Source organism: Kitasatospora sp. NPDC001527, from assembly GCF_040298605.1.
Lineage (GTDB): Bacteria > Actinomycetota > Actinomycetes > Streptomycetales > Streptomycetaceae > Kitasatospora.
This window is the reverse complement of the sequence record NZ_JBEPAM010000006.1, coordinates 153878-178759: the sequence shown is the minus strand read 5'-3', so window position 1 is coordinate 178759 and position 24882 is coordinate 153878. Positions and strand designations below refer to the sequence as shown.

General features: G+C 75.6%; 24 protein-coding genes. 3 read left to right on the top strand and 21 right to left on the bottom strand.

Going from position 1 to position 24882, the window contains the following annotated elements; all coding sequences use genetic code 11:
* Nucleotides 1-65 precede the first annotated feature (65 nt).
* From ABT238_RS08825 to ABT238_RS08740, 18 genes are all read right to left on the bottom strand, one after another.
* Nucleotides 66-248 (bottom strand): DUF397 domain-containing protein, encoded by a 183-nt coding sequence (locus ABT238_RS08825; RefSeq protein ID WP_350563988.1) that lies wholly within the window; start codon nt 246-248, stop codon nt 66-68.
* Nucleotides 245-1129: a helix-turn-helix domain-containing protein gene (locus ABT238_RS08820; RefSeq protein WP_350756236.1), complete on the bottom strand. Its 885-nt coding sequence runs from the start codon at nt 1127-1129 to the stop codon at nt 245-247. Before ABT238_RS08820 ends, ABT238_RS08825 begins: the two co-directional genes overlap by 4 nt.
* A 409-nt stretch (nt 1130-1538) precedes the next feature.
* Nucleotides 1539-2696: a DUF6183 family protein gene (locus tag ABT238_RS08815; protein WP_350756234.1), complete on the bottom strand. Its 1158-nt coding sequence runs from the start codon at nt 2694-2696 to the stop codon at nt 1539-1541.
* Between the two features lie 53 nt (nt 2697-2749).
* On the bottom strand, nt 2750-3244 hold the full coding sequence (locus ABT238_RS08810; RefSeq protein ID WP_350563992.1) for a hypothetical protein: 495 nt from the start codon (nt 3242-3244) through the stop codon (nt 2750-2752).
* A 6-nt stretch (nt 3245-3250) separates the two neighbouring features.
* A complete protein-coding gene (locus ABT238_RS08805) occupies nt 3251-5080 on the bottom strand; it encodes a hypothetical protein (protein WP_350756232.1) in 1830 nt (609 codons plus the stop codon).
* A 594-nt stretch (nt 5081-5674) separates the two neighbouring features.
* Nucleotides 5675-9646: a BTAD domain-containing putative transcriptional regulator gene (locus ABT238_RS08800; RefSeq protein ID WP_350756230.1), complete on the bottom strand. Its 3972-nt coding sequence runs from the start codon at nt 9644-9646 to the stop codon at nt 5675-5677.
* Nucleotides 9646-10122 carry a hypothetical protein gene (locus ABT238_RS08795; RefSeq protein WP_350563997.1) on the bottom strand — a complete coding sequence of 159 codons (477 nt, stop codon included), beginning with the start codon at nt 10120-10122 and terminating at the stop codon, nt 9646-9648. Before ABT238_RS08795 ends, ABT238_RS08800 begins: the two co-directional genes overlap by 1 nt.
* Before the next feature lie 158 nt (nt 10123-10280).
* A complete protein-coding gene (locus tag ABT238_RS08790) occupies nt 10281-10784 on the bottom strand; it encodes a TadE/TadG family type IV pilus assembly protein (protein WP_350563998.1) in 504 nt (167 codons plus the stop codon).
* Complete coding sequence (locus ABT238_RS08785) at nt 10781-11158, bottom strand: TadE/TadG family type IV pilus assembly protein (RefSeq protein WP_350564000.1); 378 nt, start codon at nt 11156-11158, stop codon at nt 10781-10783. The genes ABT238_RS08790 and ABT238_RS08785 overlap by 4 nt, the downstream gene beginning before the upstream one ends.
* Before the next feature lie 38 nt (nt 11159-11196).
* A complete protein-coding gene (locus tag ABT238_RS08780) occupies nt 11197-11475 on the bottom strand; it encodes a hypothetical protein (protein ID WP_350564001.1) in 279 nt (92 codons plus the stop codon).
* A gap of 60 nt (nt 11476-11535) precedes the next feature.
* The gene (locus tag ABT238_RS08775) at nt 11536-12414 is read right to left on the bottom strand and encodes a hypothetical protein (RefSeq protein ID WP_350564003.1); all 879 of its coding nucleotides are present in this window, start codon (nt 12412-12414) and stop codon (nt 11536-11538) included.
* A complete protein-coding gene (locus ABT238_RS08770; protein WP_350756228.1) occupies nt 12411-13439 on the bottom strand; it encodes a type II secretion system F family protein in 1029 nt (342 codons plus the stop codon). The genes ABT238_RS08775 and ABT238_RS08770 overlap by 4 nt, the downstream gene beginning before the upstream one ends.
* Nucleotides 13436-15070, bottom strand: a complete 1635-nt coding sequence (locus tag ABT238_RS08765; protein WP_350756226.1) for a TadA family conjugal transfer-associated ATPase — start codon at nt 15068-15070, stop codon at nt 13436-13438. The genes ABT238_RS08770 and ABT238_RS08765 overlap by 4 nt, the downstream gene beginning before the upstream one ends.
* A complete protein-coding gene (locus ABT238_RS08760) occupies nt 15060-16460 on the bottom strand; it encodes a hypothetical protein (protein ID WP_350756224.1) in 1401 nt (466 codons plus the stop codon). The genes ABT238_RS08765 and ABT238_RS08760 overlap by 11 nt, the downstream gene beginning before the upstream one ends.
* A 1-nt stretch (nt 16461) precedes the next feature.
* The gene (locus ABT238_RS08755) at nt 16462-17355 is read right to left on the bottom strand and encodes an SAF domain-containing protein (RefSeq protein WP_350756222.1); all 894 of its coding nucleotides are present in this window, start codon (nt 17353-17355) and stop codon (nt 16462-16464) included.
* 67 nt (nt 17356-17422) lie between these two features.
* Complete coding sequence (locus ABT238_RS08750) at nt 17423-18364, bottom strand: hypothetical protein (RefSeq protein WP_350756220.1); 942 nt, start codon at nt 18362-18364, stop codon at nt 17423-17425.
* On the bottom strand, nt 18358-19095 hold the full coding sequence (locus tag ABT238_RS08745; RefSeq protein WP_350564013.1) for a hypothetical protein: 738 nt from the start codon (nt 19093-19095) through the stop codon (nt 18358-18360). The genes ABT238_RS08750 and ABT238_RS08745 overlap by 7 nt, the downstream gene beginning before the upstream one ends.
* A 24-nt stretch (nt 19096-19119) precedes the next feature.
* Nucleotides 19120-20016 (bottom strand): hypothetical protein, encoded by an 897-nt coding sequence (locus tag ABT238_RS08740; RefSeq protein WP_350564014.1) that lies wholly within the window; start codon nt 20014-20016, stop codon nt 19120-19122.
* A 372-nt stretch (nt 20017-20388) separates the two neighbouring features.
* On the opposite strand from ABT238_RS08740, the gene ABT238_RS08735 reads away from it, so the two are divergent.
* From ABT238_RS08735 to ABT238_RS08725, 3 genes are all read left to right on the top strand, one after another.
* Nucleotides 20389-20820, top strand: a complete 432-nt coding sequence (locus tag ABT238_RS08735; protein WP_350564016.1) for a pyridoxamine 5'-phosphate oxidase family protein — start codon at nt 20389-20391, stop codon at nt 20818-20820.
* Between the two features lie 138 nt (nt 20821-20958).
* Nucleotides 20959-21411, top strand: coding sequence for a MaoC family dehydratase (locus ABT238_RS08730; RefSeq protein ID WP_350564017.1), 453 nt, complete (start codon nt 20959-20961; stop codon nt 21409-21411).
* Nucleotides 21412-21661: 250 nt separating this feature from the next.
* The gene (locus ABT238_RS08725) at nt 21662-22849 is read left to right on the top strand and encodes an MBL fold metallo-hydrolase (protein WP_350564055.1); all 1188 of its coding nucleotides are present in this window, start codon (nt 21662-21664) and stop codon (nt 22847-22849) included.
* 26 nt (nt 22850-22875) lie between these two features.
* On the opposite strand, the gene ABT238_RS08720 is transcribed toward ABT238_RS08725, so the two are convergent.
* The 3 genes from ABT238_RS08720 to ABT238_RS08710 form a co-directional block, all read right to left on the bottom strand.
* Entirely contained in the window at nt 22876-23844 is a 969-nt protein-coding gene (locus tag ABT238_RS08720) for a DUF389 domain-containing protein (RefSeq protein ID WP_350564019.1), read from the bottom strand.
* Nucleotides 23845-23916: 72 nt separating this feature from the next.
* Complete coding sequence (locus ABT238_RS08715) at nt 23917-24276, bottom strand: hypothetical protein (RefSeq protein ID WP_350564020.1); 360 nt, start codon at nt 24274-24276, stop codon at nt 23917-23919.
* 65 nt (nt 24277-24341) lie between these two features.
* Nucleotides 24342-24866 carry a TetR/AcrR family transcriptional regulator gene (locus tag ABT238_RS08710; RefSeq protein ID WP_350564022.1) on the bottom strand — a complete coding sequence of 175 codons (525 nt, stop codon included), beginning with the start codon at nt 24864-24866 and terminating at the stop codon, nt 24342-24344.
* Between the last annotated feature and the right edge of the window lie 16 nt (nt 24867-24882).

Sequence of the window (24882 nt, the reverse complement as noted above, 5' to 3'; positions counted from 1 at the left end):
CGGCTTCGACCAGACCCGAGCCGCAGAGCGGCCGTCCGCCGACCGGCGGACGGCCGCACGCACCGTCAGACCGACTGCGCGAACTCGACGAAGGACTCCCAAGCAGCCGACGAAAAGGTAAGCCGAGGACCGGACTTGTCCTTGGAATCACGCACCAGGACGGATTCGGTGGTCTCGGCGACCTCGACGCAAGCGCCGCCCTCGCCGCCGCTGTAGCTGCTCTTGAACCACACCAGATCGCCGCTCATCGCTCTCCCAGCATCTTCTCGATCAACGACAGGGAATCCTGCGGAGAGTGCGCCTGCGCCCTGAGGGTGCCGTACCGCACGTTCAGGAGACGGACCTCCTCCGCATCCGTGATGAGCCTACCGTTCATCTGGACTTCCATATAGCCGGTCTGCGGGCGTCCCTTTGGCGTGATCAAGATGAACGAACCGTCCATGCCGGCGTTCTCGGCGCGGCCCATCGGCATGATCTGAAGCGTCATACCACGGGTGTCCCCGATCTCCAGGAACCGTTCGAGCTGCCTCCGGTGCACCTGCGGACCACCGAGCCTCCGGTGCAAAACACCCTCGTCGATCACCCAGCTGAAGACCGCATGGGGCCACCGGGCAAGGATCTCCTGTCGCGCCATCCGGGCCGCCACCCGAATCTCGACCATCTCCTCCGCCAGCAGCGGCTGCCGCATCCGGAACACCGCCCGGGCGTAGTCCTCCGTCTGGAGCAGTCCCGGCGCCAGGTAGGCACTCCAGTCATGGTGTTCGAGGGCCGACGCCTCCAGGGTGGCGTAGTTCCGGAACCACTCGGGGTGCCGCACGCGCACCCTGGCCTTCGCCCGCTCGATGTCCTCCGCGATGACGAGCAGCAGCCCTCTCGCGTCCAGGACCCTCTCCGCCGCCACCAGCAACTCCCGCTGCGGCGTCCGCTTGCCCTGCTCCACCGCGCCGATCAGGCTCTCGGTGTAGCCGACCTCCTTGGCGAACTCCTTCTGCGTCAGCCCCGCCAGCTCACGCAGGACCTTGATCTGCCGACCGATCGCCCGCAGGAAGTCCGACAACCCCGACAGGTCCTCGTCCAACAGCGGACGCGTCACGTCGCTGCTCTCGCCGCCGCCCTGAACCTCATCCATTTCGGCCTCCCCTGCTCTCCGCCACGCCGCACTGTCCGCACACGCGCAGGCACGCACCGTGCCCGCCGAATGCATCGTCAGCGTAGTCCGGGAGAAAGCCTGTTCCCCCACGGTCCTGCAGCTCCCCTCGACGCACCCGAGTCACCTTCCACCTCCGAGGGCCGCCACCGGGCCGCCGTCCCGCCGGACCACAGGCGACCACCCCGATGCTCAACTCCCTTGGGCTGACGGCTCTTCCACTCACATCACCCGCAGTCGAGGAGCCAACTGGCATGCCGGGGCGCGGGTTCGCTTCGCACCTCGCGCTCACCCCCGCGCGCCGGGCGTGCACCACCGTGCTCCGCACCTGCCGGTGGTCGTGGGCGGGCATGACGGAGTGGGAAGTCGGACCGGCCGACTTCCCACTCCGTCAGTCAGTGGTCGTCGCGGCCAGGACGGCCAGCCGGCGGCGGTCCGGGGCAACGGCCAGCACGCCCAGGTCCCACACCACCCGGTGGAACCACGGAGTGGCGGCACCGAACCGGTACCAGGCACAGCCCCGGACGTACTCCTCGACCTCGCCCGCCGAGGCGTCCGCCGGCGCCCCGGCGAGCGCGGCGAGCGAGCGCCACGCGCGGAGCCGACCGTACGCACCGTAGCGGCCGGGCGCGTACGCGCCGCCGGTGGAGGCCGCGGCGAACAGCACCTGCCAGACCTCGGCCGGCTCCACCGCGACCACCCCGAAGGCGGTCTCCTCGCCCGGCCCCGGCAGGTCGCCCAGGTCCACCAGGCAGTCCAGGCCCAGCGCGACGAGGGCGCCGGGCACCGCGTCCGGTTCCAGGGGGTCCGCGAAGGCGAAGGTCCGCGCCTCGACACGGCCCTCCGGCTCCTCCGGGTCGTCGGCCCAGTCCGCCACCGCCGTGGCCATGGCCGCGGCGGTGGCGGCGGTCGTCGTCTCCACCGCCGTCGGCACCCGGGTGTCCAGCCGGGGTGCCGGGTGGCGCTCCTCCGGATCCCAGTACGGCAGCCCGTGGCTGCTGCCGTCGACCGAGTAGTGCGGCAGATCCGGCTCCCGTTCCGCCGCCATCGGCGCCAACGGGAGGCCGGCCAAGGGGTGGTCGCGCCAGTGCGACGAGGTCGCCCACCCGGCGATGCCCGGCATCTCCGCCACCGGGATACCCCTGATCACCAGCTCGTGGACCAGACAGGCCCGCAACTCATCCGAGACGGCCACACCCCCAGAGCCTCCGTCGAACACCACGGTCAGGTCCTCGGGTCGCCGGCAGGCCGCCAGCATCGAGGCGACGTAGCGGTCGAACGCCGGATCGTCCGGCCTCCCCGCGGCGAGCATCCGTACCAGCTGCGCGACGGGCTCGGCCCCCGGCGTCACCGCGAGCAGCCGCACCAGCCGGTCGAAGAGGCTGTCGAACTCCGTCGCCGAGCGGTGGTGTCTCGCCAGCCCGATGCCGAGGTCCGCCACGAAGGCCACCTCGCCGTGCTTGAGCCGACGGCGCGCCAGCCTCTCCAGCTTCAGAGCGTTCCGGCTGGTCAGCGGCTTCGCCAGGATCTTCGACAGCGCATCGTCCACGGCGGTGAGCATAGGTGGCCGCCGGTCCGTGGTCGCCCGGTTTTCCCGGTCCGTCAGTGCTCCGGCGCCCGGTCCCGGGCCATCGCCCGGGCCTCCCACGGCTCGAACCCGCCCCCGAAGACCCGTGAGTCCCGCCACGTCCCCTCCCCAGCCAGCGGGACGCCCAGCAGCACATGCCCGCCCGACGGCGACAGGGTCACCTCGACCTCACTGGCAATGACGGCCTGGAGGAACTCGAGCACGAGGCACGTCGGCACCCAGTCGAAGACGTAGTCGTCGAACACGATCCGGCAGGCGTTGTGGCCGTCCACCACCATGACGATGAAGAAGTGCTCCTCCGAAGCCTCCAAGCGGAGGTCGACGAGTCGTGGCGGCTCGACCGGCACCACCTCCACCGACTCGAAGAGGCCCGACGCCTCGACCTCCGCGACGAACGCGGCCACGTCCGTCGGCGGCCAGGGCTCACCGGTCCGCCGGGAGCGCTCGGCGTGGCGGCGGTTCGCCTGCCACCGGGCGAAGGCGTTCGCGACCGCCGCCAGAACGCCCAACCCGGATCAGGCGGAGTCGGATCGAGGGCCGGCGAGTGTCGCGAGGTGGCGTTCGGCGGCGCGGAGCTTGCGGCCGTCGGGGCCCGGGAGGTGGGCGCGCAACTCGATGATCTCCGGGGCGATCCGGAGGGCCTCGGCGCGGTCCCGGATCGCCCGCCAGCAGGCCTCGGCGTTGGTCGCCGCGTGCTGGGTCTCCGGGTGCTCGGCGCCCTGGGTGCGGAGCAGGGAGAGGGCGACTTCGCGATAGAGGTCGGCCGCCTCGGCCGGCCGCCCCGCGAGGCGGGAGACGTGGGCACGGACCTGACGGACCTGCAGCACCGGAGCAGAGACCGGGCCGTGCTCGGCGATCGCCTCCAGTTCGAGGGCGAAGGCCAGGTCGGTGGCGGCCGCGTGGTCGCCGGCATCGGCGCTGCGGACGATCCGGCCGATCACCTCGCGGTAGTCGGCGCGGGGCTCGGTGAGGTCCGGGGCCGGGGCGGGCTCGGCGGGGGCGGCGGGCTCGGCGGGGGCGGCGGGCGCCTTCTCGTCCGTCGGGAACGGCTCGGGCTCGGGCTCGGGGACCGACTCACGGGCCGGCTCCGGCTCGGGGGTCGGCGGCTGCCAGGCGCCGGCCTTCACCAGGTCGACGGGGTGCGGCGGGAGCGGCGGCGTAGGCGGCACGCCGGGCTTGACCAGGCTGACCGGCCCCTCGACCACCGGCGCGGCGGCAACAGCAGCCGCAGCAGCAGTGGCTTCGGCGGCGGCCGGCTTGTCCAGGACCACGGCCGGCCGGGGCGCCGCGTCACGCGGCGGCTCGCCCCACGACCGGTCGTCCGGCCAGGCGGCCTCCTCCTCGGCGGAGGCCGCGGCCGGGCGGGGCAGCATGGCCGCCGGGCTCGGCCCCTCGTACGGAACGGCGTCGACGAGCGGGCCGTCGCCGCGCCGGGCGGTGTTGCGGAACACCGGGCGGTCCGGCGCGTGAGTACTGAGCACGATCACGTCGGGGCGGAGCACCGAGTACACCTGCTGGCGCAGCTGCTCCGGAGCCAGGACCGCCTCGGCGCCCGGGCGTCCACCGTGCAGGGCCTCGATCAGCGCGCGGGTGAAGGTGCCGATCTGCTCCGGATCGGGGCTGATCACCGCCCACAGCGGCAGGCCCTCGCCGAGCGGCGAGACGGTGCCCTGGAGCAGCGGCCAGGCGTTCTGATCGGCACTCAGGTCGGCGATGACCAGGGTCTGCCAGTCCGCCGGGCGGTGCCGCAGTTCGCCCGCGATCGCCTGCCAGGCGAGGCCGTCCTGGCGGATGCTGCCGGGCTTGGAGTCCCGCAGGGTGAGGTGGAGCTGGCCGCCGCGCTTGTCGGCGAGCAGGTGGCCGCCGAGGTGGACCAGCAGCGGCCCGGGGTGACGGGCGGCGGCGCGCAGGTGGGCGAGGACGGTGTGCGGGTCGCTGGCGCCGGGCAGGTGGACGGCGTCCACCGCGTCGGCGGCGAGCAGCACCTGCGGCGAGACGGCGGCGAGCATCGCGGACAGCACCGGTGCCTGCGCCGCTCCGCCACGACCCCAGGTGCGGCGGCCGGACGTGCCGTAGCCGCCCTCGACGACCAGGATCCGGCCGCGCGGCCCGCCGGCCAGCCCGCCGATGCCGGGCAGGCCGTGCGCGGGGGTGGCGCCGGGCGGGGTTCCGAGGGCGGCGCCCATGGCCGGCATGCCGGTGACGGTCCATCCGGTGGGCGCCGCGGGCGGTCCGGGTACCGGGCCGGGGGGCTCGTACAGGGCAGCCGGGCCGGGCGGGTGCTCCTCGTAGGCGTTGCGCGCGGACGGCGGCGGCACGGCGTCCCGGGGACCCGCGTCCGGCACGGGCTCGGGACCTCCGGGGACCGCCCTCGTCTCCGCCATCTCCAGGTCACCGCCCCGCCCCGCCGCCCAGCGGCGTTCTGCTGCCTCGTACCCCGCGTGGTGCCTGTCACCACACCGGTGTGCGCCACCCTACGAGATCCCGCCACACCCGATCCAGGCCGGGTCGACCTTGCGCGCCCCCCGCCGCCCCGCCCCTCCGAGTGACCACCACGCAACAGCCCCGAAGCCAGGCTCCGAGCTTCTCCCCAACAGGCAATCACCCACCGCACCGCGCCCACCGAAGTGCCCGGAGGGGCACAGCGACACCGGACCCCACATGCCCCGGGTACCCCACCGAGCGAGCAGAGGCCGCCCCGCCTGTCGGAGCGGGAATTCGGCCAAGCCGACCTCCAACAGGCAGGGCTGCCGCGCGGGATGGAGGTGGACCAGAAGCCGGGAGATCGGCCGAGCCGACAACCCACTCCAACAGGCCGGACAAAGCGGTGGCGAGCCAGGACGCCCTGGAAGTCGACCAGGCCGACTTTCCGCTCCAGCAGGCGGGGTGGTGGTGGAGTAGGAAGTCGGCTGGGCCGACTTCCTACTCCGGGGGCGGGGTCAGGAGCCGGCGAGGAGGTCGCGGAGGAGGGCGACGGTGTCGGCGTCCAGGTCGCGGCCGGTGCGGCGGCTGAGGGCGTCGAGGCGGTTGACGGCGCGCAGGAGCTGGTCGCGGGCGCCGGCGGAGGCGTAGGCGTAGAAGAGGTCGCGGTGGAGGAGTTCGACGTCCGGGGCGACGGCGAGGCCGCGGAAGACGGCGGCCTCGGCGCTGCGGTGGTCGCCGTACTGGAGGCGGCGGGCGGCGAGTTCGTGGGCGGTGTCGACGATCGCGGCGATCATGTCCTGCCGCTCGCTCTCGGCCCAGCCGAAGGCGGCGGGCGGGGCCTCGGCGAACGGGGCGCCGCGGACCAGGGCGAGGGCGTGGGCGAGGGCCGCGTCGGCGGTGGCGCTGGTGCTGCGCATGCCGCGCCGGTAGAGGCTGCGGAACTCGTCCCAGTCGCAGGTGACGGCGGGCGCGAAGGTGTAGCCCTCGGTCGAGTCGGTGGCCAGGAACGGCCGGCCGTCCGGGGCGTTGCCCAGCCAGGCGGCCAGGTCGGCGAGCTTGTCGGGCAGCGGACCGCGGGCGTCCGGGGTGGTGGGGTGCGGGTCCAGGTGGGCCGCGCCGGGGTGGAGGTCGTGGTCGAGGGCGAGGTGGTCGGCGCCGGGGCGCAGCACCAGGTAGGCGGCGAGCTCGGTGAGCCGGAGGACCGCACCGGGTTCGGCGCTGCCGCCGGTGCCGGCGACGTCGACCGGGCCGAGCAGGCGGATCCGGGGGGTGCTGCGGGTGGCGTGCGCCTCCGGGGAGCGGAGGATGGCGAGCAGGTCGTCGCTGTCGCTGCGGCCGGGGGTGGTGCGGGCGACCGGGGCGGACGCGGCCGGGCCGGGCTCGGGGCGGGCGGGGACGCGCGGGTCGGCGGCCGCGGGCGGCGCCGGGGCCGGGTCGTGCGTCGGCACCGGCTCGGGCACCGGAGCGGGGGCCGGGGCAGGAGCGGTCTCGGGAACGGGGGCCGGCTCGGGGACGGCGGTCGGGACGGGCGCGGCGCCGAGCGCGGGCACCGCGGCCACCGGTTGGACGGGCGCGACGGGCGCGACGGCGCCCGGCAGGCCGAGGTTCTGCGTCGTCTCGTCCCCATCACCGGAGTCGGAGCCGGAACCGGAACCGGTGTCGGTGCCGGAGCCCTCCACCGCCGGCTCCCCGGTCGCCGGGGCGACCGGGAACGCGGCGGCCGGGCCGGTCGGCACGGCGGAGGCGCCGACCTGACGCCCGAGGCCGTTGATGAGGTGCCGCGGAGCCGGCAGCGCGGCCGGTCCGGCGGCGGCCGGGATCGGCGCCACCGGGTCGGTGCCGGCGAACGGGCTGACGCCCGTGCCGATCACCCGGGCCAGCAGGCGCGGCCCGGCCGCCCCCGGGCCGCTGTCGGTGTCCTCGTCCGGATCGTCCGCGGCGTCCAGCGCCTCCAGCGCGGCGAGCGAGAAGGCCGCCGGGCCGTCCGCGCCCGGGCCGCCGGCGGCGCCGACGCCCGCGAGCACCGGCACCGGCAGGTCGGCCGGCTCCAGTTCCTCGCCGTCCAGGGTCCAGGCGGGGGCGGGGTGCTGGGTGATGTCGTCGGCGGTCCGCAGCAGCTCGGTGACCTGCTCGTACTGGCCGGTGGTCAGCCGCTGGAGCTCCAGGGTGAGGTGCAGGCCGGGGATGACGGCCTGGCCGGTGGCCGGGAGGGTCCAGCGGGCGACCGGGCCGGTGCCGCGCTCGGGCGCCCGGGTGATCACGGCGACGCAGGTGCGCGGGCGGGCGTCGAGCAGTCGGCCGAGCTCGGCCGGCACCTCCCCGCCGGGCTGGTGGGCGCAGAGCACGATCTCGGGGACCCAGGACTCGTCGGCCAGGCCGCGGCTGCGGGCCTCGCGGGGGCTGGCGGCCTCGGCGGCCACCAGCGTCGCGCGGGCCTTGGCGGTGCGCGGTCCGAGGGCGGCGAGCGCGGCCTCCAGGGTGGTGTGGCGGTGGATCCGCTCGGCGGCGGGGCCGCTGATCGGCACCTCCTCGGCGAGGTCGACCAGGTGCAGGTGGAGGCGGTCGGCGAGCGGGCTGTGGGCGAGTTCGAGGGCGAGGGTGCGCAGCACGTCGCGGGCGTCGTCCGGGTGGCCGGACAGGTGCAGCAGCCGGACGGTCTCCAGGTCGGCGAGGACCACGGAGCCGTCGGCGGCGGAGCCGAGGGTGACCAGCGCCGGGTAGGGGGCGGCGGTCTTGCGGGCCTGGGACGGGGAGAGCAGGCCGTCGGAGTCGGCGGCGCACCACCAGATGTTGGGCGCGTGGGCGGCGCGGAACGGCGCGATGGGGGCGGCGGCCCCGGAGAGGTGGAGTTCGATCGTGCGGCCGGGGGTGATCCGGGCGGCGACGATCGCGGGCAGCCGCTTGCCGCCGCGCACGGTGTTGCGGGCCATGCTGCGCAGGGCGCGGTCGAGCAGGTCGAGGCCGGCGTCGTCCTGGCGGGCCTTCAGCTCGGCCTCGAAGGCGGCGGCGGGGGCGGCGGGCAGGGCGATGCGCTGCAGCGGGCGGCGCAGGCGCAGCTGGCCGCCGCGCTTACGGGCGACGGCGCCGACCATGATCGCGGCGAGCAGCACGCCGACGGTGGAGGCGGCGAGGGCCACCGTGTAGTCGTCGTCCGGGGCCTGCTCGGCGTGGGCGGCGGGCGCCTGCGCGTCGGCCTGCGGCGCGGGCGGCTGGGCCTGGGCGGGCGCGGACGCCGGGGCCTCGGCCGGGGCCGGCGCCTCGGCGGCGGGCGGCTGCGCGGCGGGCGTCTTGGCGGCCGGCGCGGAGGGCGCCTGGGTGCCCGGTGCGGGCGGCGGCGGGGTCGGAGCCGGGGCGGGCTCGGCGGCCGGCGCGGGCGCCTGGTCGGGGGCGGGCGCCGGCGCCTGCGCGGCCGCGCCGGGAACGGTGAGGACCATGCCCGGCACCACGACGTTCGGGTCGGTGAGCCGCTCCCCGTCCGGTGCCTGTGCGCCCTTGTTGGCCTCGAACAGCCGGGGCCACGCCTCGGCGTCCCCCAGCGCCCGCTCGGCGATGGCGGACAGGCTGTCGCCGTCCTGGACCGTGACGGTGCCGCCGGCCTGGGCGCTCTGCGGTGTCCCGGCCTGCGCGGGAGCCGGCGCGGGCGCGGGGGTGGCGGCCTTGGCCTCGTCGGGCTTGGCGTCGGCCGGCATCAGCAGGGTCCACCCGGGCTGGATCGGCCGGTCCGCGTCGAAGCGGGTGCCCGAATCGTCCATCGCCCGGCCGTCGTTGAGCTTGGCGATCTCCACCCACCGCTCCCCCGAGCCCAGTTGGCGCTCGGCGATGGTCCAGAGACTGTCGGCGGGACGGCTGTCCCGCACGGTGTAGGAGGCCTGCTGCTCGGCGCCGGGCGCCGCCGACGGCGCCGCCTGCGCGGCGGGCAGGGCGGCGCGCTGCGGGCCGGCCGTCACCGAGGCCGCCGCGGCGGCGGGCGCCGGGGCGTGCTCGGCCGTGGCGGCGAAGGCCCCGCCGGCCACCGGCAGCAGCGCGATCACCGCGCCGACCAGGCCGGCCGCGGCCCGCTGGCTCCAGCCGAAGGCCGGGATCCGCCGGGCCACCCGGCCGCGCAGCTGCGCCGGGATCTCCAGCAGCACGGAGAACGCGAAGCAGGCCCAGCCGACCCAGCCGACCACCACCAGCAGCCACAGGAACAGCCGCCCGTCGTCGGGGCTGGTCAGCAGCGCGCCGAGGCCGTCGGGGGCGAGCTCGCCCATGTCGGCCACCGCGCGGGTGCCGTAGAGCAGCAGCGCGGGGACGCCGACGAGCAGTCCGAGCAGGGTGATCAGCGCCGCGAGCGCGGCGAGCACGGCGCCACCCCGGCCGCGCCCGCCGCCGCCCGCCCGGTGGGACGGCTGCGGCGCCGGCCGACGGCCGGACGCGGGGGTGGTGGTGGGCACACCCCGGGCCGGACGCCCGGCACGGGTCTGGTCCTTGACGCGTGGCGCGGCCATCAGTCGGTCTCCGCTTCCTTGACTCCGTGGACGAGGGTGGCGCTCCCCTTGCCCGTGACCTTCACCAACCCGAGGTCGCCCAGCATGATGGGGCGGAACTCGGCCCGCACCGTGATCACGACGGTGGCGCCGTCGTCCAAGAACTCCACCTTGTAGGCGTTCAGGCCGAACAGCTTGAGGTAGCTGTTGGCCGCCTCCTCGACGTACGCCCGCTTCACCTTGTAACCCTCGCCCTGCAACAGGGCCGCCTCGTCGAGCTGCTGACCGCCCACCCGGGCGGCCTCCTGGGCGTAGCCGTCCACCCGCTCCGCCAGCCGCAGCTTGCCGCCGGCGTCGATGACCAGGGCGATGACCAGCACCACGTAGCCCGCGCACATGGCGACGAAGATCGACAGCGCGCCCCGGTCGGTGCGTGCGCCGAACGGCCCGCCGAGCCGGGCGCGGCGCAGTTGCCGCACCGCGCGTCCGCGTGCCATGGCCTTCCCTCCCCACCGGTCCGTCCGCCCTCCCCAGGGCGCCCTCCGCATGCGTCTCCCCCGCCCGACGGCTCCCCAATCCCCGTCCGGCCCGCTCGTCCTCACAACCCCGTCACCACCCGACCCACGACCTGACACATCATCACCCACCGGCCGGCTCACCGCCCGCGGTACCGGTCGACCACCGAGACGAACCGGCCGGTGAGGGTCTTCGACAGCGGCACGCTCGGCCCGCCGACCAGGTCGCCGAGACCCACCTCGCACCGCACCGTCACCTCGACCGTCGCCAGCGTCGTCCCGTGGCTGACCAGTTCGCCGTGCCGGACCTCCACCTCGCTGCTCCGGCAGTGCACACCCTGCTGCTGCATGGCGTCCTCGGCGGCCTTCTTCGCCACGCCGTCCATCCCGTCGGCGCTGCGCGCCAGCGAGGCCGTCCGGGCGGCGGAGCGGGCCGCCGCCTCCACCGTGCCGGCGGCGGTCTGCACCCGGCCCGCCGCGACCGCGACCAGGATCAGCGCGACCACGGCGGGCGCGACGATCGCCGCCTCGATCGCGGCGCTGCCGCCGTCGCGCCCGCGCGCCGACCGGCCGGGCAGGCGCGCGGCGAACCGCCGCACCCACCCGGCCGGCCGCGCGGACCGGCACCGCACCCGAGCGCTCACGGCCCCACCACCTCCGGCGGGACGAAGCGCTCGCGCGGTGCCTCGGCGAACTGGGTGACGGTCGGCGACGTGATGAACGGCACGATCACCGGCGCCTTCACCTCGACGGTCACCCGGATCAGCTCCGGCGAACTGCCGTCCGTGACGACCCGGTGCTCCCGGCTGCCCTGCCGGTTGAGGAAGTCGTCCGCCTGCCGGCGCGCCGCCTCGTTCTTCTGCTCGTCGCTCCGGTTCCCCTGGATCCGCCCCGCGTCGACGCCCTCGCGGGCAGCGCTGAGCGCGAGTTGGCGCTGGTACCACCACAGCCCGGTCTGGGCGACGGCCAGGACCAGGAGCAGGACGACCGGGAAGACGATGGCCAGGCTCAGGCTCATCGACCCCCGGTCGGAACGGCGGAGGCGACGACGGCGGGTCACTTGGGGCCGTTCTCCCCGTGGTAGTCCGGGTCCTCGTTGACCTTGCCGACGACCCTGTCCTTGAGGCCCACCAGCGCGAACGTCACCAGACCCGCGATGAACACCAGCGCGATGACGGCGAGCGCCAGTTCGATGCTGATGGCGCCCTTGTCGCCGCGGGCCCGGGCGGCCCTGGCCCGGCCCATCCGGATGTGGAACAGCAGCAGGGCGAGCTGAATGGGCAGCAGGGTCGCGCCGGCCAATCGTCCGATCAGTGCTTTGAGATGAGCGTTCATCAGAGTGCTCCCAGGGATGTGGTGTGGTGACGGAGGTTTCGGCCTCCGCGGTGGTGCTGATCAGTTGAGCATCTTGTAGAGCGCGGGAAAGATGATCAGAACGGTCATCAGCATCGTCAGGGCGGAGCCCGGCGCGACCATCCGCTCGCTGTCGGCGTTGGCCCGGGCCAGGTCCTCGGCCATCAGCTCGCCGCGGAGGCCCTTGGCCCGGGCCCGCAGCGTGTCGTAGACGGCGGCCCCGTCGGTGCCGGAGATCCGCATGATGTCGGCGAGGTCCTGGAGCGGGGTCAGACCCAGCTCCACGGCCAGCGCGTCCAGTCCGGCCCACGGCGGCAGCCGGTCGGTGGCCGCCCGGTCCAGCGCGTCGCGGATCCGGAGGAACACCGCACCCCGCCCGACCGCGGCGGCGCGGCGCAGCGCCTCGGCCGGGCCGAGGTCGGCGGCCCGCTCCATCGCGACCAGCTCCAGGTAGGCGGCGATGCCGTGCAGGTACTCGACCCGCGCCTCCTTGGCCTCGCCGCGCACGATCGCGTCCGGGACGAACCAGAGCATCGCGGCCAGCAGCGGCCCGACCACCAGCGGGAGCGCGAACGGCAGGTTGACGTCCATCAGCAGCGCCGCCACCACCAGGTAGGGCGGCAGCACCAGGCCGAGCAGGGCGAACAGCAGCTTGTGCGCCATGAACCGGGCCGGGGTGCGGCCGATCAGGGCGAGTTCCCGCTCGGGAACTCGCACCCCGCGCAGGCGGACGGAGCGCTCGCCGATCCGGTCGAACCAGCGCGGCCGCTCGTCCGGGTCGGGGGTGCGGTCGGCCGGGGAGCGGTGCAGCCGGTCCAGGGCCTGGCCCAGGTCGGGCGGCGCGGGCCGGAGTTCGGCGATCAGCATGGCGACGCCGCCGGCCGCCACGGCACCGGCCAGTACGGACCACGGGGAGATCATCGCGCCTCCCCGAGCAGCCGCGCGCCGCTGTCGGCCCCGGCCGCGGCGCCGGGATCGGGCGCGTCGCCCGCATCGTCCGTGCCCTGCGCGCCGCCCGCGCCGCGCCGACGCCGCAGCGACCGGCCGGGACGGCTGCGCCGGTCCGGCTCCAGCAGCCGCGGCACCGGCGGGTACGAGGCCAGCGCCCGCATCCAGGCGATCACCGCGACGAACAGCGCACAGACCATGCCGAGCACGATCTGCCCGAGCGCGGTGCTGTACGGGCGGGTGTACTCGGTGTTGAACGAGCCCACCACCACGACGAACAGGATGATGCCGACCAGCCAGCGGATGGTGGTGCGGTGCTTGGCCCGGTCGGCCTCGATGGTGCGCCGCTGGCGGACCTCCTCGCGCACCGAGTCGGCCATGTCGGCCAGCGCCCTGGCCAGGCCCGGCCCGCTGTCCCCGGCCCGCAGCAGCAGCGCGGCCAGCACCTTGTCCGCGGTGGCGTCGGCCATACTGTCGGCGAACAGGCGCAGGGCCTCCTCCGGCCGCCAGCGGGCCTGCAGCCGGGCGGCCAGCTCGCCGACCTCGGCCTCGATCGCGGCGGGCGCGGTGCGCCGGCTGGTCACGATGGCCTGGTTGAGGCCGACGCCGAGCAGCAGCACGTCGGCGATCCGCTGGGTCCACTCGGACAGCGCCTCCAGGCGCTCGATCCGGTCGGTGTCCGAGCGGGTGGCGTCGAACAGCCAGGGCAGGCCGAACACCCCCAGCGGCACCAGCAGCACGGTCAGCGGGATGCTGGTGAACAGCCAGGCGAGCGGCGCCCCGATCAGCGCGAGCGGCACCTGGACGCGGCGCAGCCGGGCGACCCGGTGCGAGGCGGTGCCGGGCGCGCCGTACCAGAACACGTGCAGCCGGGAGGCCAGCGGGTTGGGCTCGTGGGCCTCCTCCTCCCCGGCCGGGTCGCTGCCGCGCGCCCAGACCGCCAGGGCGACCAGGCCGGCCGTGAGGGCCAGCCCGCAGAGGACGAAGAGCGGCATCATCGGGCGCCACCGCCGATCCGGAGCTGCAGCGGTGCGGCCCAGCTGCCGTACCGGGAGCCGAGCAGCGCGGCGTCGAAGCCGGCCCGGCGCAGGTCGTCCAGGCACTGCGGCGGGGTGTGCGGGACGGCGCGCGGCTCGCCGAGGTCGGGTCGCGGCCCGAACACGGTGTTCAGCGCGGGCCGGCCGCTCTCCCCGAGACCGGCGACCTCCAGGACGTGCGAGACGAAGCGGTGCCGGCGTCCGCCGACGTGCGTCTCGTCGACCATCGCCACGTGCACGATGAGGTCGACCGCGTTGGCGGTGAGCCGGTAGGCGAGCGCGTCGGTCATGTGCGAGCCGTACTCCAGGCAGAGTTCGGCGATGCGGTCGACGACCATGTGCGGGCCGCGCGCGTGCAGGGTGCACATCGAGCCGCCCTCGCCGTTGGTCATGACGCGCAGCATCGGGACGACCTCGCCGGAGCGGACCTCGCCGACGATGATGCGCGAGAGCGTCATCCGCAGCGCGGCCGGGATGAGGTCGCCGATGGTCAGCTCGCCCGCCGAACGGCCGTCCACCCGTTCGCCGTTGCCCTCGCGGGCCTCCATCGGGACGACCTGGCGCAGGTGGCCGAGGGTGTGCAGCCAGAGCTCGAACTCCGACTCCAGGGTGCCGATCCGCTCGTCCGGCGGGATCTCGGCGGCCATCGCGCGCAGCAGGCTGGTCTTGCCGACGCCCTGGGTGCCGGTGATCATCACGTTCTTCCGGGCCCGGATGGCCGAGGCCAGGAAGGCGGCGAGGGTGGTGTCCAGGGTGCCGAGGCGGACCATCTCGGGCAGCGTCGCCGAGGCCACCCGGTGCCGGCGGATCGCCACGTACGGGCGCGGGGTGACCTCGGTGAGCGCCTGGAGGCGCATGCCGCCCTCCAGGCGCAGGGCGAGGGTCGGGCTGGCGGTGGACAGGGTGCGCTCGCCGCCGCCGTGCTGGCGGGCCAGGTCCTGGAGCAGTTCGACGAGTTCGGCGTCGCTGTCGGCGACCGGCGGGACCTGGCGCAGCGGCTGGTGGACCCGGGAGACCCAGACGTCGTCGCAGCCGTTGATCAGGATGTTCTCGATCTCCGGGTCGTCGAGGTAGGGCTGCAGCCGACCGGCCCGGAACAGCAGGTCGAAGACGGCCTCGGCGAGCGCGCGGTCCTGCTCCCTGGTCGGCGGGATGCCGTGGGTCTGGGCGTAGGCGTCGGACCAGCGGGCCACGGCCTCCTCGATCAGCGCGCGGCCGCGCTGGCGACGGGTGGCGCGGTCCGGCTCGGTGCCGGAGCCGGCGGTCAGCCGGGTGATCTGCTGGTGCAGTTCGGCGGCGACCTGGCGCTTGATCTCGCGCGCGACCTGCGGGTCGACGGCCGGGCGGGTGCCGGCGCCGCGCAGGTCGAGCGAGGGCAGCGCGGAGGGGACGGCGGTGGGCGCGACGGTCGGCACGGCGTGGCCGGCCGGGGCCTGGGGCTGGGCGTAGACCTGGGCGGCCTGCGGCTGCGGCTGGTCGGCCGGGGCGACCCGGCCGGGTGCCACCGGATGGACCGGACCGGGCAGCGGCGTCGCCCAGGGCAGCGCCGCCGGGTCGGTCGCGGGCTGCTGGTGCAGCGGGCTACCGCGCACGGAGCACCTCCCCGTCGACGGGCTCGTGGTGGGCTTGGGCCCCCGGGTACGGCTGCCCGGGGTGGGGCGGTCCGGCCTGGGGCTGTCCGGCCTGGGGCTGTCCTGTGTGGGGCTGCCCGGCGTGGGGCTGTCCCGGGTACGGCTGGGCGGCGGTCGCCTCGGCGCCCGGGTAGGGCTGCCCCGGGTACGGCGCCGCCGGCTGCGGCGGGCCGCCGTGCCCGGGGAACGGCGCGGGCGCGGCGGGCTGCGGCGCCAGCCCGGCGAGCGGCGCCACCGGACCGGTGGTGATCACCGGCGGCACCGGGCCGTACGGCTGCTGGTGCTGCTGGTGCTGCGGGTAGTGCGGCTGGGGCTGGTGGTACGCCTGGGACGACCCGTACGGCTGGGCCGACTGCGGCGGCGGGACCTGCTGACCCGGCTGGACCGGCTGGCCCTGCTGCCCCGGCGGCGCGGGCTGCGGGACGGCGCCCGGCGCGGGGCGGGCGTAGTCGTACCCCGCCGCGTCCGGCTGCGGCGCGGACGCGGCGACCGGCCCCGGGGCCGGCACCGGGGTCGGCGGCGTCGGCGCCCCCGCCGCGAGCTGCGCCGGCTGGACCGGGGCGGGCGCGAGCCGCTGGCGCCGCCGGCGGACCGCCAACTGGATCTCGTCCGCAGCCGAGCGCGCGGTGCGCATCAGCTCCGAGCGGACGAACCGCCGGTCGGTGACGTCCCCGCCGTCCGACAGCACCCGGGCGGTGCGCTGCGCGTGCGGCAGCAGCCCGAGCACCGGCAGCCCGAACTCCCGGGACACCTCGGCCCCCGAGTACGGCCCCTCGGCGATCAGCAGCAGGCCCAGCGCGTCCGCGCCGGTGCCGGCCGTGGCGAGGTCCTCGGCCAGCAGGGTCAGCCGGGGCCGCACGGCGCTCAGCCCGCGCAGGGTGGTGCGCACCGTGGCGGCCACCACGTCGGCCCGGCGGGCCAGCACCGCGCTGGTACCGGTCGCGCCGGAGCGGCCGAGGTCGAGGATCACGTCGTAGCCGTGCGGCTCCAGCCCGTGCAGCACCTCCATCAGCGGCTCCCAGGTGTAGGCGAGGCCGGGCGCCTGGGTGGAGTCGGTGAGGCCGGGCAGCAGCAGGCGTTCGCCGTTGCCCTCCGGCGAGATGTCGATCAGCTGCTCCCAGATGGCCTGGGCGAGCAGCCCGCGCCGGTCGGCGACGGCGAGGTTGCGCAGCCCGTAAACCGCCTCCACCCGGCCCTCCAGGGCGCCGGCCAGCACGGCGCCGCCGTCCGGGTCGCACTCGACGAGCAGGATGCGGCGGCCGGGCCGCAGCGGCCAGGCCAGCAGCAGCGCCAGCGCCGTCGTGGTCGCGCCGGGTGCCCCCGGAGCGCCGACCACCGCGATGACGGCCATGTCAGTTCCCACCCGCCCCGGCCGGGGCGCCGGACGCGGCGGGGGCCGCGGGCGCGCCGGACGCGGCGGGGCGCGCGGTGGTGGACTGCGCACCGGAGGCAGGGGCGCCGGCCACCGGGGCGCCGGACGCCGCCGCCCCGGTGGCCGGGGCGCCCGGGGCGGAGGCCCCGGCGGCGGGCGTGCCGGCCGCCGCGCGCGGGGCCACCACCACCTGGATCCGCCCGGTGGACACCCAGGCGGCGAGCTTGCCCGCCTCCGCCTGGTCGACGACGGCGTCGAAGACCTGGCTGCCGTCGGGGTCCACCCGGCCGACCGCGTAGACGGTGGCGGCGAGCGACTCGGACCGCGCGCCGTCCGGGGTGTAGACGACGATCACCGGCTGCCCGGGCTGCAGCCGGGTGGCCGGCAGCTGGGTGCGCCGGGCCGAGACGCCGACCAGCAGCTGACCGGGCTTCAGGACGAGCGACTGCGCGAGGTCCGCCTTGGTCAGCAGCCCGCCCCGGTGGAGGTCGGTGGTGGCCCGCATCCCGACCGCGCTCGCCCGGTCGGCGGCGTCCAGCGGCTTGAGCGCCGGGTCGCTGGCGATCCGGACGACCACCAGGTCGGCCTCGGTCAGCGCCTGGCCCCACGGCACGTCCCGGGCCAGCGCCAGCACCGCGACCCGCTGGCCGGTGCTGTTGTACAGCACCGCGCCGCCCAGCCCGCCGGCGGCTATCAGGGCCACCGCCATCGCCAGCACGGCGGGGCGCCGGCGCCGCGCGCCGAGCGTCCGCCCGGGGGTGCGGGGCGCCCCGCGCCGCTGCTCCGGCACGGCCGCGGGGGCGGACGCGGCGGCGCCCGCGCTCGCCGTGGCGGTCGCGCCGGGGCCGGGCGTGGCAACTGTACGGTTCTCCACCGGGCTTCGGCCTTCCTGCATCGTTCGTCGGGGTTTGCTGTGCGTGCCGCCGTGGTCGGCGGGCGGGCTAGTTGAGGACCTGGACCTCGGCGACCCGGAAGCTGACCTGGTCCACGTGGACCCGGATCTCGATCGGGTCGACCTTCGTGCCGTCGGACACCTTCACGTCGTTCATCCACACGACCTCGACATTGCCGGTGAACAGGCCGTTCTTCTTCGTACCGGAGCCGGTCTTGAAGACGTGGCCGCAGGTGGGCGACGGGGCTGCGCCGTACTTGACGTCATACGGGGTGCCGACCGCGGCCTCTCCCTTGCAGGTCACCTTGGTGCCGTCGCCGAGGTCCCACTTCACCGAGGCCACCCGGGGGGTGACCGTCACCTTGAGAGTGCCCAGGTCCAGCACGTCCGTGGCCGGCTTCTTCGGGTCCTCCAGCCAGAGCCAGACGTTCCCTCCCACCACCGGGTCCTTCTTGGGCGCGAACCCGAGCACCGGGGGCTGGAAGTACATCTTCTGGTGGACGTACCGGTCGGCCTCGGCCCGCGGGTCCGGCGGTGCGGGAACGGGCGCCTGGGCGAGGAACTTCGACTCGGTCGGAGTGATCGAACCGTCCGAGGAACGGCAGGTCACGTTGTAGACCGTCCCGTCCTTGGGGTCATGTCCCTCCCAGCTCCGATCCCCGGCCGGGGGCTGCGGGTTGAGGGCCCGGTAGTAGCAGCCGCTGCTGGCGCTGAACCAGCCCAGCTCCGGGTCGTTGCAGGCGAGGACCTGACCGTTCCAAACACAGAGCTGCGGCCCCGAGGTGCCCCCACCCCCTCCTCCGCCACCGCCGCCGGAAGGAGGTGGCGTGCTCCCGTGCTGGCCCCCGTCGTTGCAGATGACGGTGATCTCGCAGTGCGTCGCGCCCCCCGTGGGGTTGGGAGGATCGGCCGCCGCGGTGCCCGTCGGAGCCAGGAGTAATCCGGCGAACAGCGGCGTGCCGATCACCAATCGCCGTACCGGTTTCAGCATGTGCGTCCCACCTCCCGCTTGAACTCGTTGATCAGCCAGCGCGTCTGGAACAGTCGCAGGGAAACGGTCGCCACGTACCGGTTGAGCCGGTCAGGCGGATCCTTCACCGCGAGCGTGGCGGCGTCCGCCTGGTGCCACCCGGACACGTCCAGGCAGTCCTCGATCACGGCGGTGTGCGGATCGGCGGTCAGGTCGAGGGACTTCACCACCGCGGAATTCCGCGGCTCACCCGTCATCACCAGTTTCGCCTCGTGCAGCTGACGGAGATTCACCAGGGCTTCGGTCAGCGCCTTGCCCGAGGCGAAGATCTCGAATCTGGAACCGTCCGAATCGGCCCTCCCGAACGCCTCCGTCTGCGCCTGCCACCAGTCCTGATAGGCGCTCAGGGCCGCTCTCGCGGCGGCCCCTTCGGGCCCGTCGGTCGGCGCGTTCCCGACGTTTGCGGAACCACCCGAAGGAGGGACCGCCGTCACCCCCGCAACCGTGGGCGCATTCGTCCCCAACCGATCGGTGGAACCACCGGACCCGCTGCCCGCGCAGCCGCCCAGCAGCAACGCCAGAACCAGCCCACCGGCCCCAACGGCCCCAGGGCGCAACACAATTCCGCGCTGCCGCATCGCCCCACCTCGTCGCAGCCGACCCCGGGTGTGGTCCGGGGTCGCCAGAAGAATTCCGCCGTCCCGCCGGCGCTCTCCCGCGAACATCGATTCTTCGCCAAACCGGGCCTTCACGGCAACACCTCGGGCTTCCTGACCTTACGCGGAAGGCGGATCCGTCGGTGTGTTTTCCCGCCACAGAAGGGCCAACAGTTCCTCGGAAAGCGACAATCCGGCCAATGCGCCCCGAACCGCCGCCCGATTGCGCATCAGAAGGCGCCCGCCCTCCGGCGGAACGAGCAGGCGCACACCCGGCGCGTCGTGCTGGTTCGACGGCGCACCGGCGCCGGTGCCGTCGTGCGGGGCGCCGCCGTCGAGCAGGGCGCCGACGGCCGGCTGCAGCTCGTGCGGTCCGACGGCTGCGGGCGCGCCCGGGACGCCCTGACGGAGCACGGTGGTGAGCGCCTGGCTGAACGAGCCGGGGCCGCCCGGCAGGACGGCGTCCCGGCCGCGTCTGCCCGGGGTGTAGCGGCCCGGCGCGTGGCGGCCGATCCGCCCCCAGAGCGGGACCCGCGGGTAGCTGAGCAGTTCGCCCGCGCCGTCCTCGCCGCCGCCGCGCTCCAGCGCCGCCCAGGTGTCCTTGTCGGCCACCGCGTCGACCAGCAGCAGCGCCTCCTCCTGGTCGCCGTGCACCATCGCACTGACCACCCAGTCCCAGGCCAGACCGCGCCGGTAGGCGTTGTCGGCGGTGGAGCCCGCCGTCACCAGGGCGAGCCGGCGCCCGCGCGGGTCGGCCACCAACTGGCCCACCAGGCAGACCAGCAGCCAGCGCCCCGGACGGGCGGCCGCCTCCCGGACGGCGGTGAGCATGGTGTTGGCGTCCGCGCGCGGGTCCACCACGGCGACCCGGCTGCCGGCCGCGCCCGCGTCGAAGCACATCCCCGGCAGCACCTCGGCCAGTAACCGGGCGCCCCCGGCCGCCTGCGCGGACGCCCCGAAGGCGCGGTCCGGCCCGCCGTCCGCCCCGATGACCACCAGATCGACCCCGCTTGCCACCCGCACCGCCCCCTCCTGCCCGGCCCCGGCCTCCCGGAGCCGCCGAACCGTTCCGCCGTCCGCTGCGCCGTCCGCCCCGGCCCTGCCGCGCGCCGTCCGCCTGCTGCGGCGGCGCCGTACGGCCCCCGGCACGCCCGGCGTGCCCCGGTGCCACCGCCGGGCAGGCTACCGTCCCGCCCCGCCGCCACCGGGACTCCGGGTCGGCGTTCCGGGGCCGGATCCCACGTCCGGCCGACCACCCGGGCGCCGTCGGGCACCGTCCGGGCACCGTCGCGGCCTTCCGGCGGGCGCCGGGAGGCGTGCCGCAAGGCCCTGCCGCACCGGGACCATGGGCCCTGTCGGTCCGCTCCCGGGAGGGGGACCATCGGACCCATGGACCGTGACGACCAACTGGAGGAACTCGGCGCGGACACGTGCCTGCGCCTGCTCAGCACCGTGCCCGTCGGACGGGTGGTGTACACCGAGCACGCGCTGCCGGCCGTGTTGCCGGTCTCCTTCGAGGTGGCGCCGGACGGGCGCCTGCTGCTGGCCGTGCGCCGGGGCAGCGCCACCGCGCGCGGGTTGGACGGCACCGTGGTCGCCTTCCAGGCCGACCAGCTGGACCCGGTCACCCGGACCGGCTGGAGCGTGCTGGTGCACGGCCGGGCGGACGTGCTGCGCGATCCGGAGCAGGTCCGCCGCGCGCTGCGCTCCGGCCTGCGGCCCTGGGTCGGCGAGCCGGACCCGATGTTCGTCTCGCTGGTGCCCGAACTGATCAGCGGCCGCCGGCTGAGCCCCTCCGGACGCCCGGTCCCGCACTCCTGACGGCCGCCGCCCGAGCGCGGGCGGGCGGCCTTCCGGGGAACCCCTGACAGGTGACCGGCGAGTAGGCATACTCTGCGGAGTTCGCAGCACCAGCAGCACCCGCACCGCCGACCCTCCCGCCTGCCCCAGGAGCGCCCTGTGACGACCTTCGCCTCCCTCGCCGAGCTGACCGCCGCCGTCGGCACCGAGCTGGGGACCAGCCGGTGGCACACCGTCGAGCAGGCCCGGATCGACCTGTTCGCCGAGGCGACCGGCGACCACCAGTGGATCCACGTCGACCCGCAGCGGGCGAAGGAGAGCCAGTTCGGCTCGACCATCGCGCACGGCTACCTCACGATGTCGATGATCCCGGTGCTGGCCAAGGAGTGCTACGGCGTCGAGGGCGTGCGGATGGCCCTCAACTACGGCTCGGAGAAGGTCCGCTTCCCCGCCCCGCTGCCGGTCGGCACGGCGATCCGGGCCAAGGCCGAGCTGGTCTCCGCCACCGAGGTGCCGGGCGGCGTGCAGGCGGTGGTCCGCTTCACCATCACCAGCGCGGAGAGCGCCAAGCCGCACTGCGTCGCCGAGACGATCACCCGTTTCTACGCCTGATCACGGGGGAAGGCCCCTGGTCGGCGGACGGCGGCCGCCGCTCGCCGGGTCCGGAGAGCCGAGCACGAGTAATCTCCGACGAGATGGTTGTCGTACCGAACCGGCGCGCCGGTCGGCGGTACGCGCCCCGGCATGCCAGGTATCCGTTGCCGTCCTTGGAGGTGCCGTGCCCCGCCCAGCCGCCCCGTGGTACTCCCGCGCCCTCGGCCTGTCCTCGGCCCTGTCCGCCGCCCTCGGCGCGTCCCCCGGCCTGGCGGGACTGCCCCGGGCGGCCTGGCACCGGGTCCGCACGGACGCCTTCGGCGCCGAGCCGCGCGGCGAACGGCTGGCCCGGATCCGCCGCTCGCCGCAGTTCACCGACGGCGCCTTCCGCAACCCCGTTCCGACCCGCCGGCTGGTCTCCGCGCGCAGCCCGCTGGAGATCACCCGGGCCCAGCTGGCGGCCGACCGCGCCCGCCGGCTGCCGGCCGCCGCCGTGCCGCTGCACCGGCTGCTCCCCGCCGACCTCGCCGAGCCGCCCGCCTCCGGCCTGCGGCTCACCTGGCTCGGCCACGCCACGGTGCTCGCCGAGATCGGCGGCCGCCGGGTGCTGTTCGACCCGGTCTGGGGCGAGCGCTGCTCCCCGTTCTCGTGGACCGGACCCAAGCGGCTCCACCCGGTGCCGCTGCCGCTCGCCGAACTCGGCCCCGTCGACCTGGTCGTCGTCTCCCACGACCACTACGACCACCTCGACATGGACACCGTCCGGGCGCTGATCGGCACCGGCGCGGCCTTCGCCGTCCCGCTCGGCGTCGGGGCGCACCTGGAGCACTGGGGGGTGCCGCCCGGCCGGATCGTCGAACTCGACTGGTGGGAGTCGGCCGAGGTGGCCGGCCTCACCCTGACCGCCACCCCCGCCCGGCACTACTGCAGCCGCGGTCCGCGCACCAGCCCGCTGTTCCTCTGGGCGTCCTGGGTGGTGGCCGGCGGCGGGCGCACCGTCTTCCACAGCGGGGACACCGGGTACTTCGCCGGCTTCGCCGAGATCGGCCGCCGGCTCGGCCCGTTCGACGCGACGATGATGCAGGTCGGCGCGTACAGCGACTTCTGGCCCGATGTGCACATGACGCCCGAGGAGGGCGTGCGGGCCCACCTCGACCTGCGCGGCGAGCTGCTGCTGCCGATCCACTGGGCCACCTTCAACCTCGCGCCGCACCCGTGGGAGGAGCCCGCCGAGCGGGTGGTCGCCGCCGCGCGGGCGCAGGGTGCCCGGGTGGCGGTGCCGCGGCCCGGCAAGCCCTTCGAGCCGGCCGCGCCGCCCGCGCTGCGGCGCTGGTGGCGGGCGGTGGCCGCGCCACCCCGGGACGGCGCGGCGCTGGTGGTGCCGGACGGGCCGCCGGCCGCGGCGGACGGCTCGCGGTCCCGGGCGGCGGCCGGGGGCGACGGCGTTCCGGTCTGACCAGGCGGACAGGCGGATCCGGCCGTTCAGGCGGACCGGCGACTCGCGGCGGACCGGCGGCTCTCGGCGGCCCGGGCGCGGATGCGCCGCCAGGCGCCCTGCTGCACCAGCAGGGTGAGCACCCCGGCCAGCACGATCCCCGCCATGTTCAGCAGCAGTTGCAGGCTGGAGCCCCAGAACTGCCGGAAGTCCCCGTAGCCGAGGGCGACCGCCGCGTTGGCGGCGGCGGGCACCGTGGTCACCGAGATCGCCACGCCGACCAGCATGCCGGCCTTGGCCGAGGTCAGCGAGAGCAGCCCGGCGATGCCCGCGAGGAACGCCACCACGAAGGAGGTGGCGTCCGGCTGCCAGATGAACGAGGTGTTCGGCCGGGCCGCGTCGAACCGCTCGTGGCTGAACAGCCCGAGACCGTCCATCAGCAGCGAGAACGCGACGGTCAGCGCCATCGCCACCGCGAAACCGGCGACCAGCGCGTTCAGGGAGCGCAGCGCGGGCCGCGCGCGCCGCTGCACCAGGGCCACGCAGAGACCGGCGAGCGGCCCGAACTCCGGCCCCACCGCCATCGCCCCGACCACCAGGATCGCGCTGTCCAGCACCGCGCCGCAGGCGGCCAGCATGGTCGCCACGGTGAGGAAGGCCAGGTAGACGCCGGTGAGGGTGGACTCCTCGTGGGTGATCTCGGAGACCGACTCCCACACCAGCGCGTCCGCGCCCTCGCCCGGGGCGAGCCGCTCGGCCTCGTCGGCGGCGGCCGAGATCGTCAGTTCGACCTCCTGGACGTCGATCGCGCCGCGGTCGGGCAGCCCCGTCGCGCGCAGCCCGGCCAGCACCTCGTCCGCCGACTCGCGGGCCACGTCGCACAGGACGACGTCCCCGGCGGGCCGGACGGCCGCGTCGGGCAGCAGGACCACGTGGGTCACGCCGACGCAGTCGTCCAGGCAGGTCAGCACGGTGTCGCGCAGGTCGACGGGGACGATCAGACGAAGGTGCAGCACGGGTGCTCCGGTCGGGGGGCGCGGCGGTGGGTCCCGTTCACCCTAGGGGCCGCCCGACGTCCCGGCGCGCCGTCAGGCGGCGGGCCGCTTGGCGTGCTCGACGAGGTCGACGGTGGCACGCGGGTCCTCGACCTCCACGATCAGCCGGCTGTAGCGCTCGTCGGCGAGTTCGATCACCACGGCCTTGGCCGGGTTCTTGACGTCCCAGAAGACCCACTCGCCGCCCGAGCGGAAGGTGCCGGCGGTGATCACCCCCGGGAAGTGCGTGCCACCGACCTTGATCCCCTTGGGCTCGCGGAAGATCCCGGGGTCGACGGTCGCGCCCCGGACGTTGCCGAGCGGTATCTCGATCCGGCTGCGGATCGCCCAGAGCCGGTCGAGGCCGTCGATCTCGACGACGAGGGTGTGCTCGGTGATGCTGACACGGGCCATGGAACTGTTTCCTCCCACTGACTGATGGACTGTGTGAACCGGCAGGTGTCCGGGCCGGCCGGGGGTCAGCCGACGCGGCCGGCGAAGGCGAGGACGGCGTCGGCGGACGGACCGCCGAGACCGGCCCGGGCCCGCAGCCGCAGGCCGAGGACGGTCGCGGCGAGGACTCCGGAGGTCCCGCTCCCGGCGCCGCCGACCGCCTCGACCGCGCCGTCGAGCGCCGCCATCCCCTCGCCGACCAGCGCGCCGACCTCCGGATCGCTCCCGGCCCGCTCCACGGCGGCCGACAGCAGCAACCCGGCGGCCGGTCCGCCGTCGAACGCGGCGACCGCCTGCGCCAGCAGCGTGCCGAGCCCGTCCGCCTCCCGCAGCGCCGCCGCGAGCGGCAGCACCTCCTCGTCGAGGTGCCGGCGCAGCGCGGCGAGGTACAGCCCGCGCTTGCTCCCGAACACCTTGTAGAGGCTCCCCCGGTGCACACCGAGCCCGGTGACGAGATCGTCCACCGAGGTCCCCTCGTACCCGCGCACGGCGAACAACTCCGCCGCCGCCCGAACAGCCTGCTCCTCGTCGAAGGCGCGTGGTCTTCCCATGGCCAGGACTCTACGA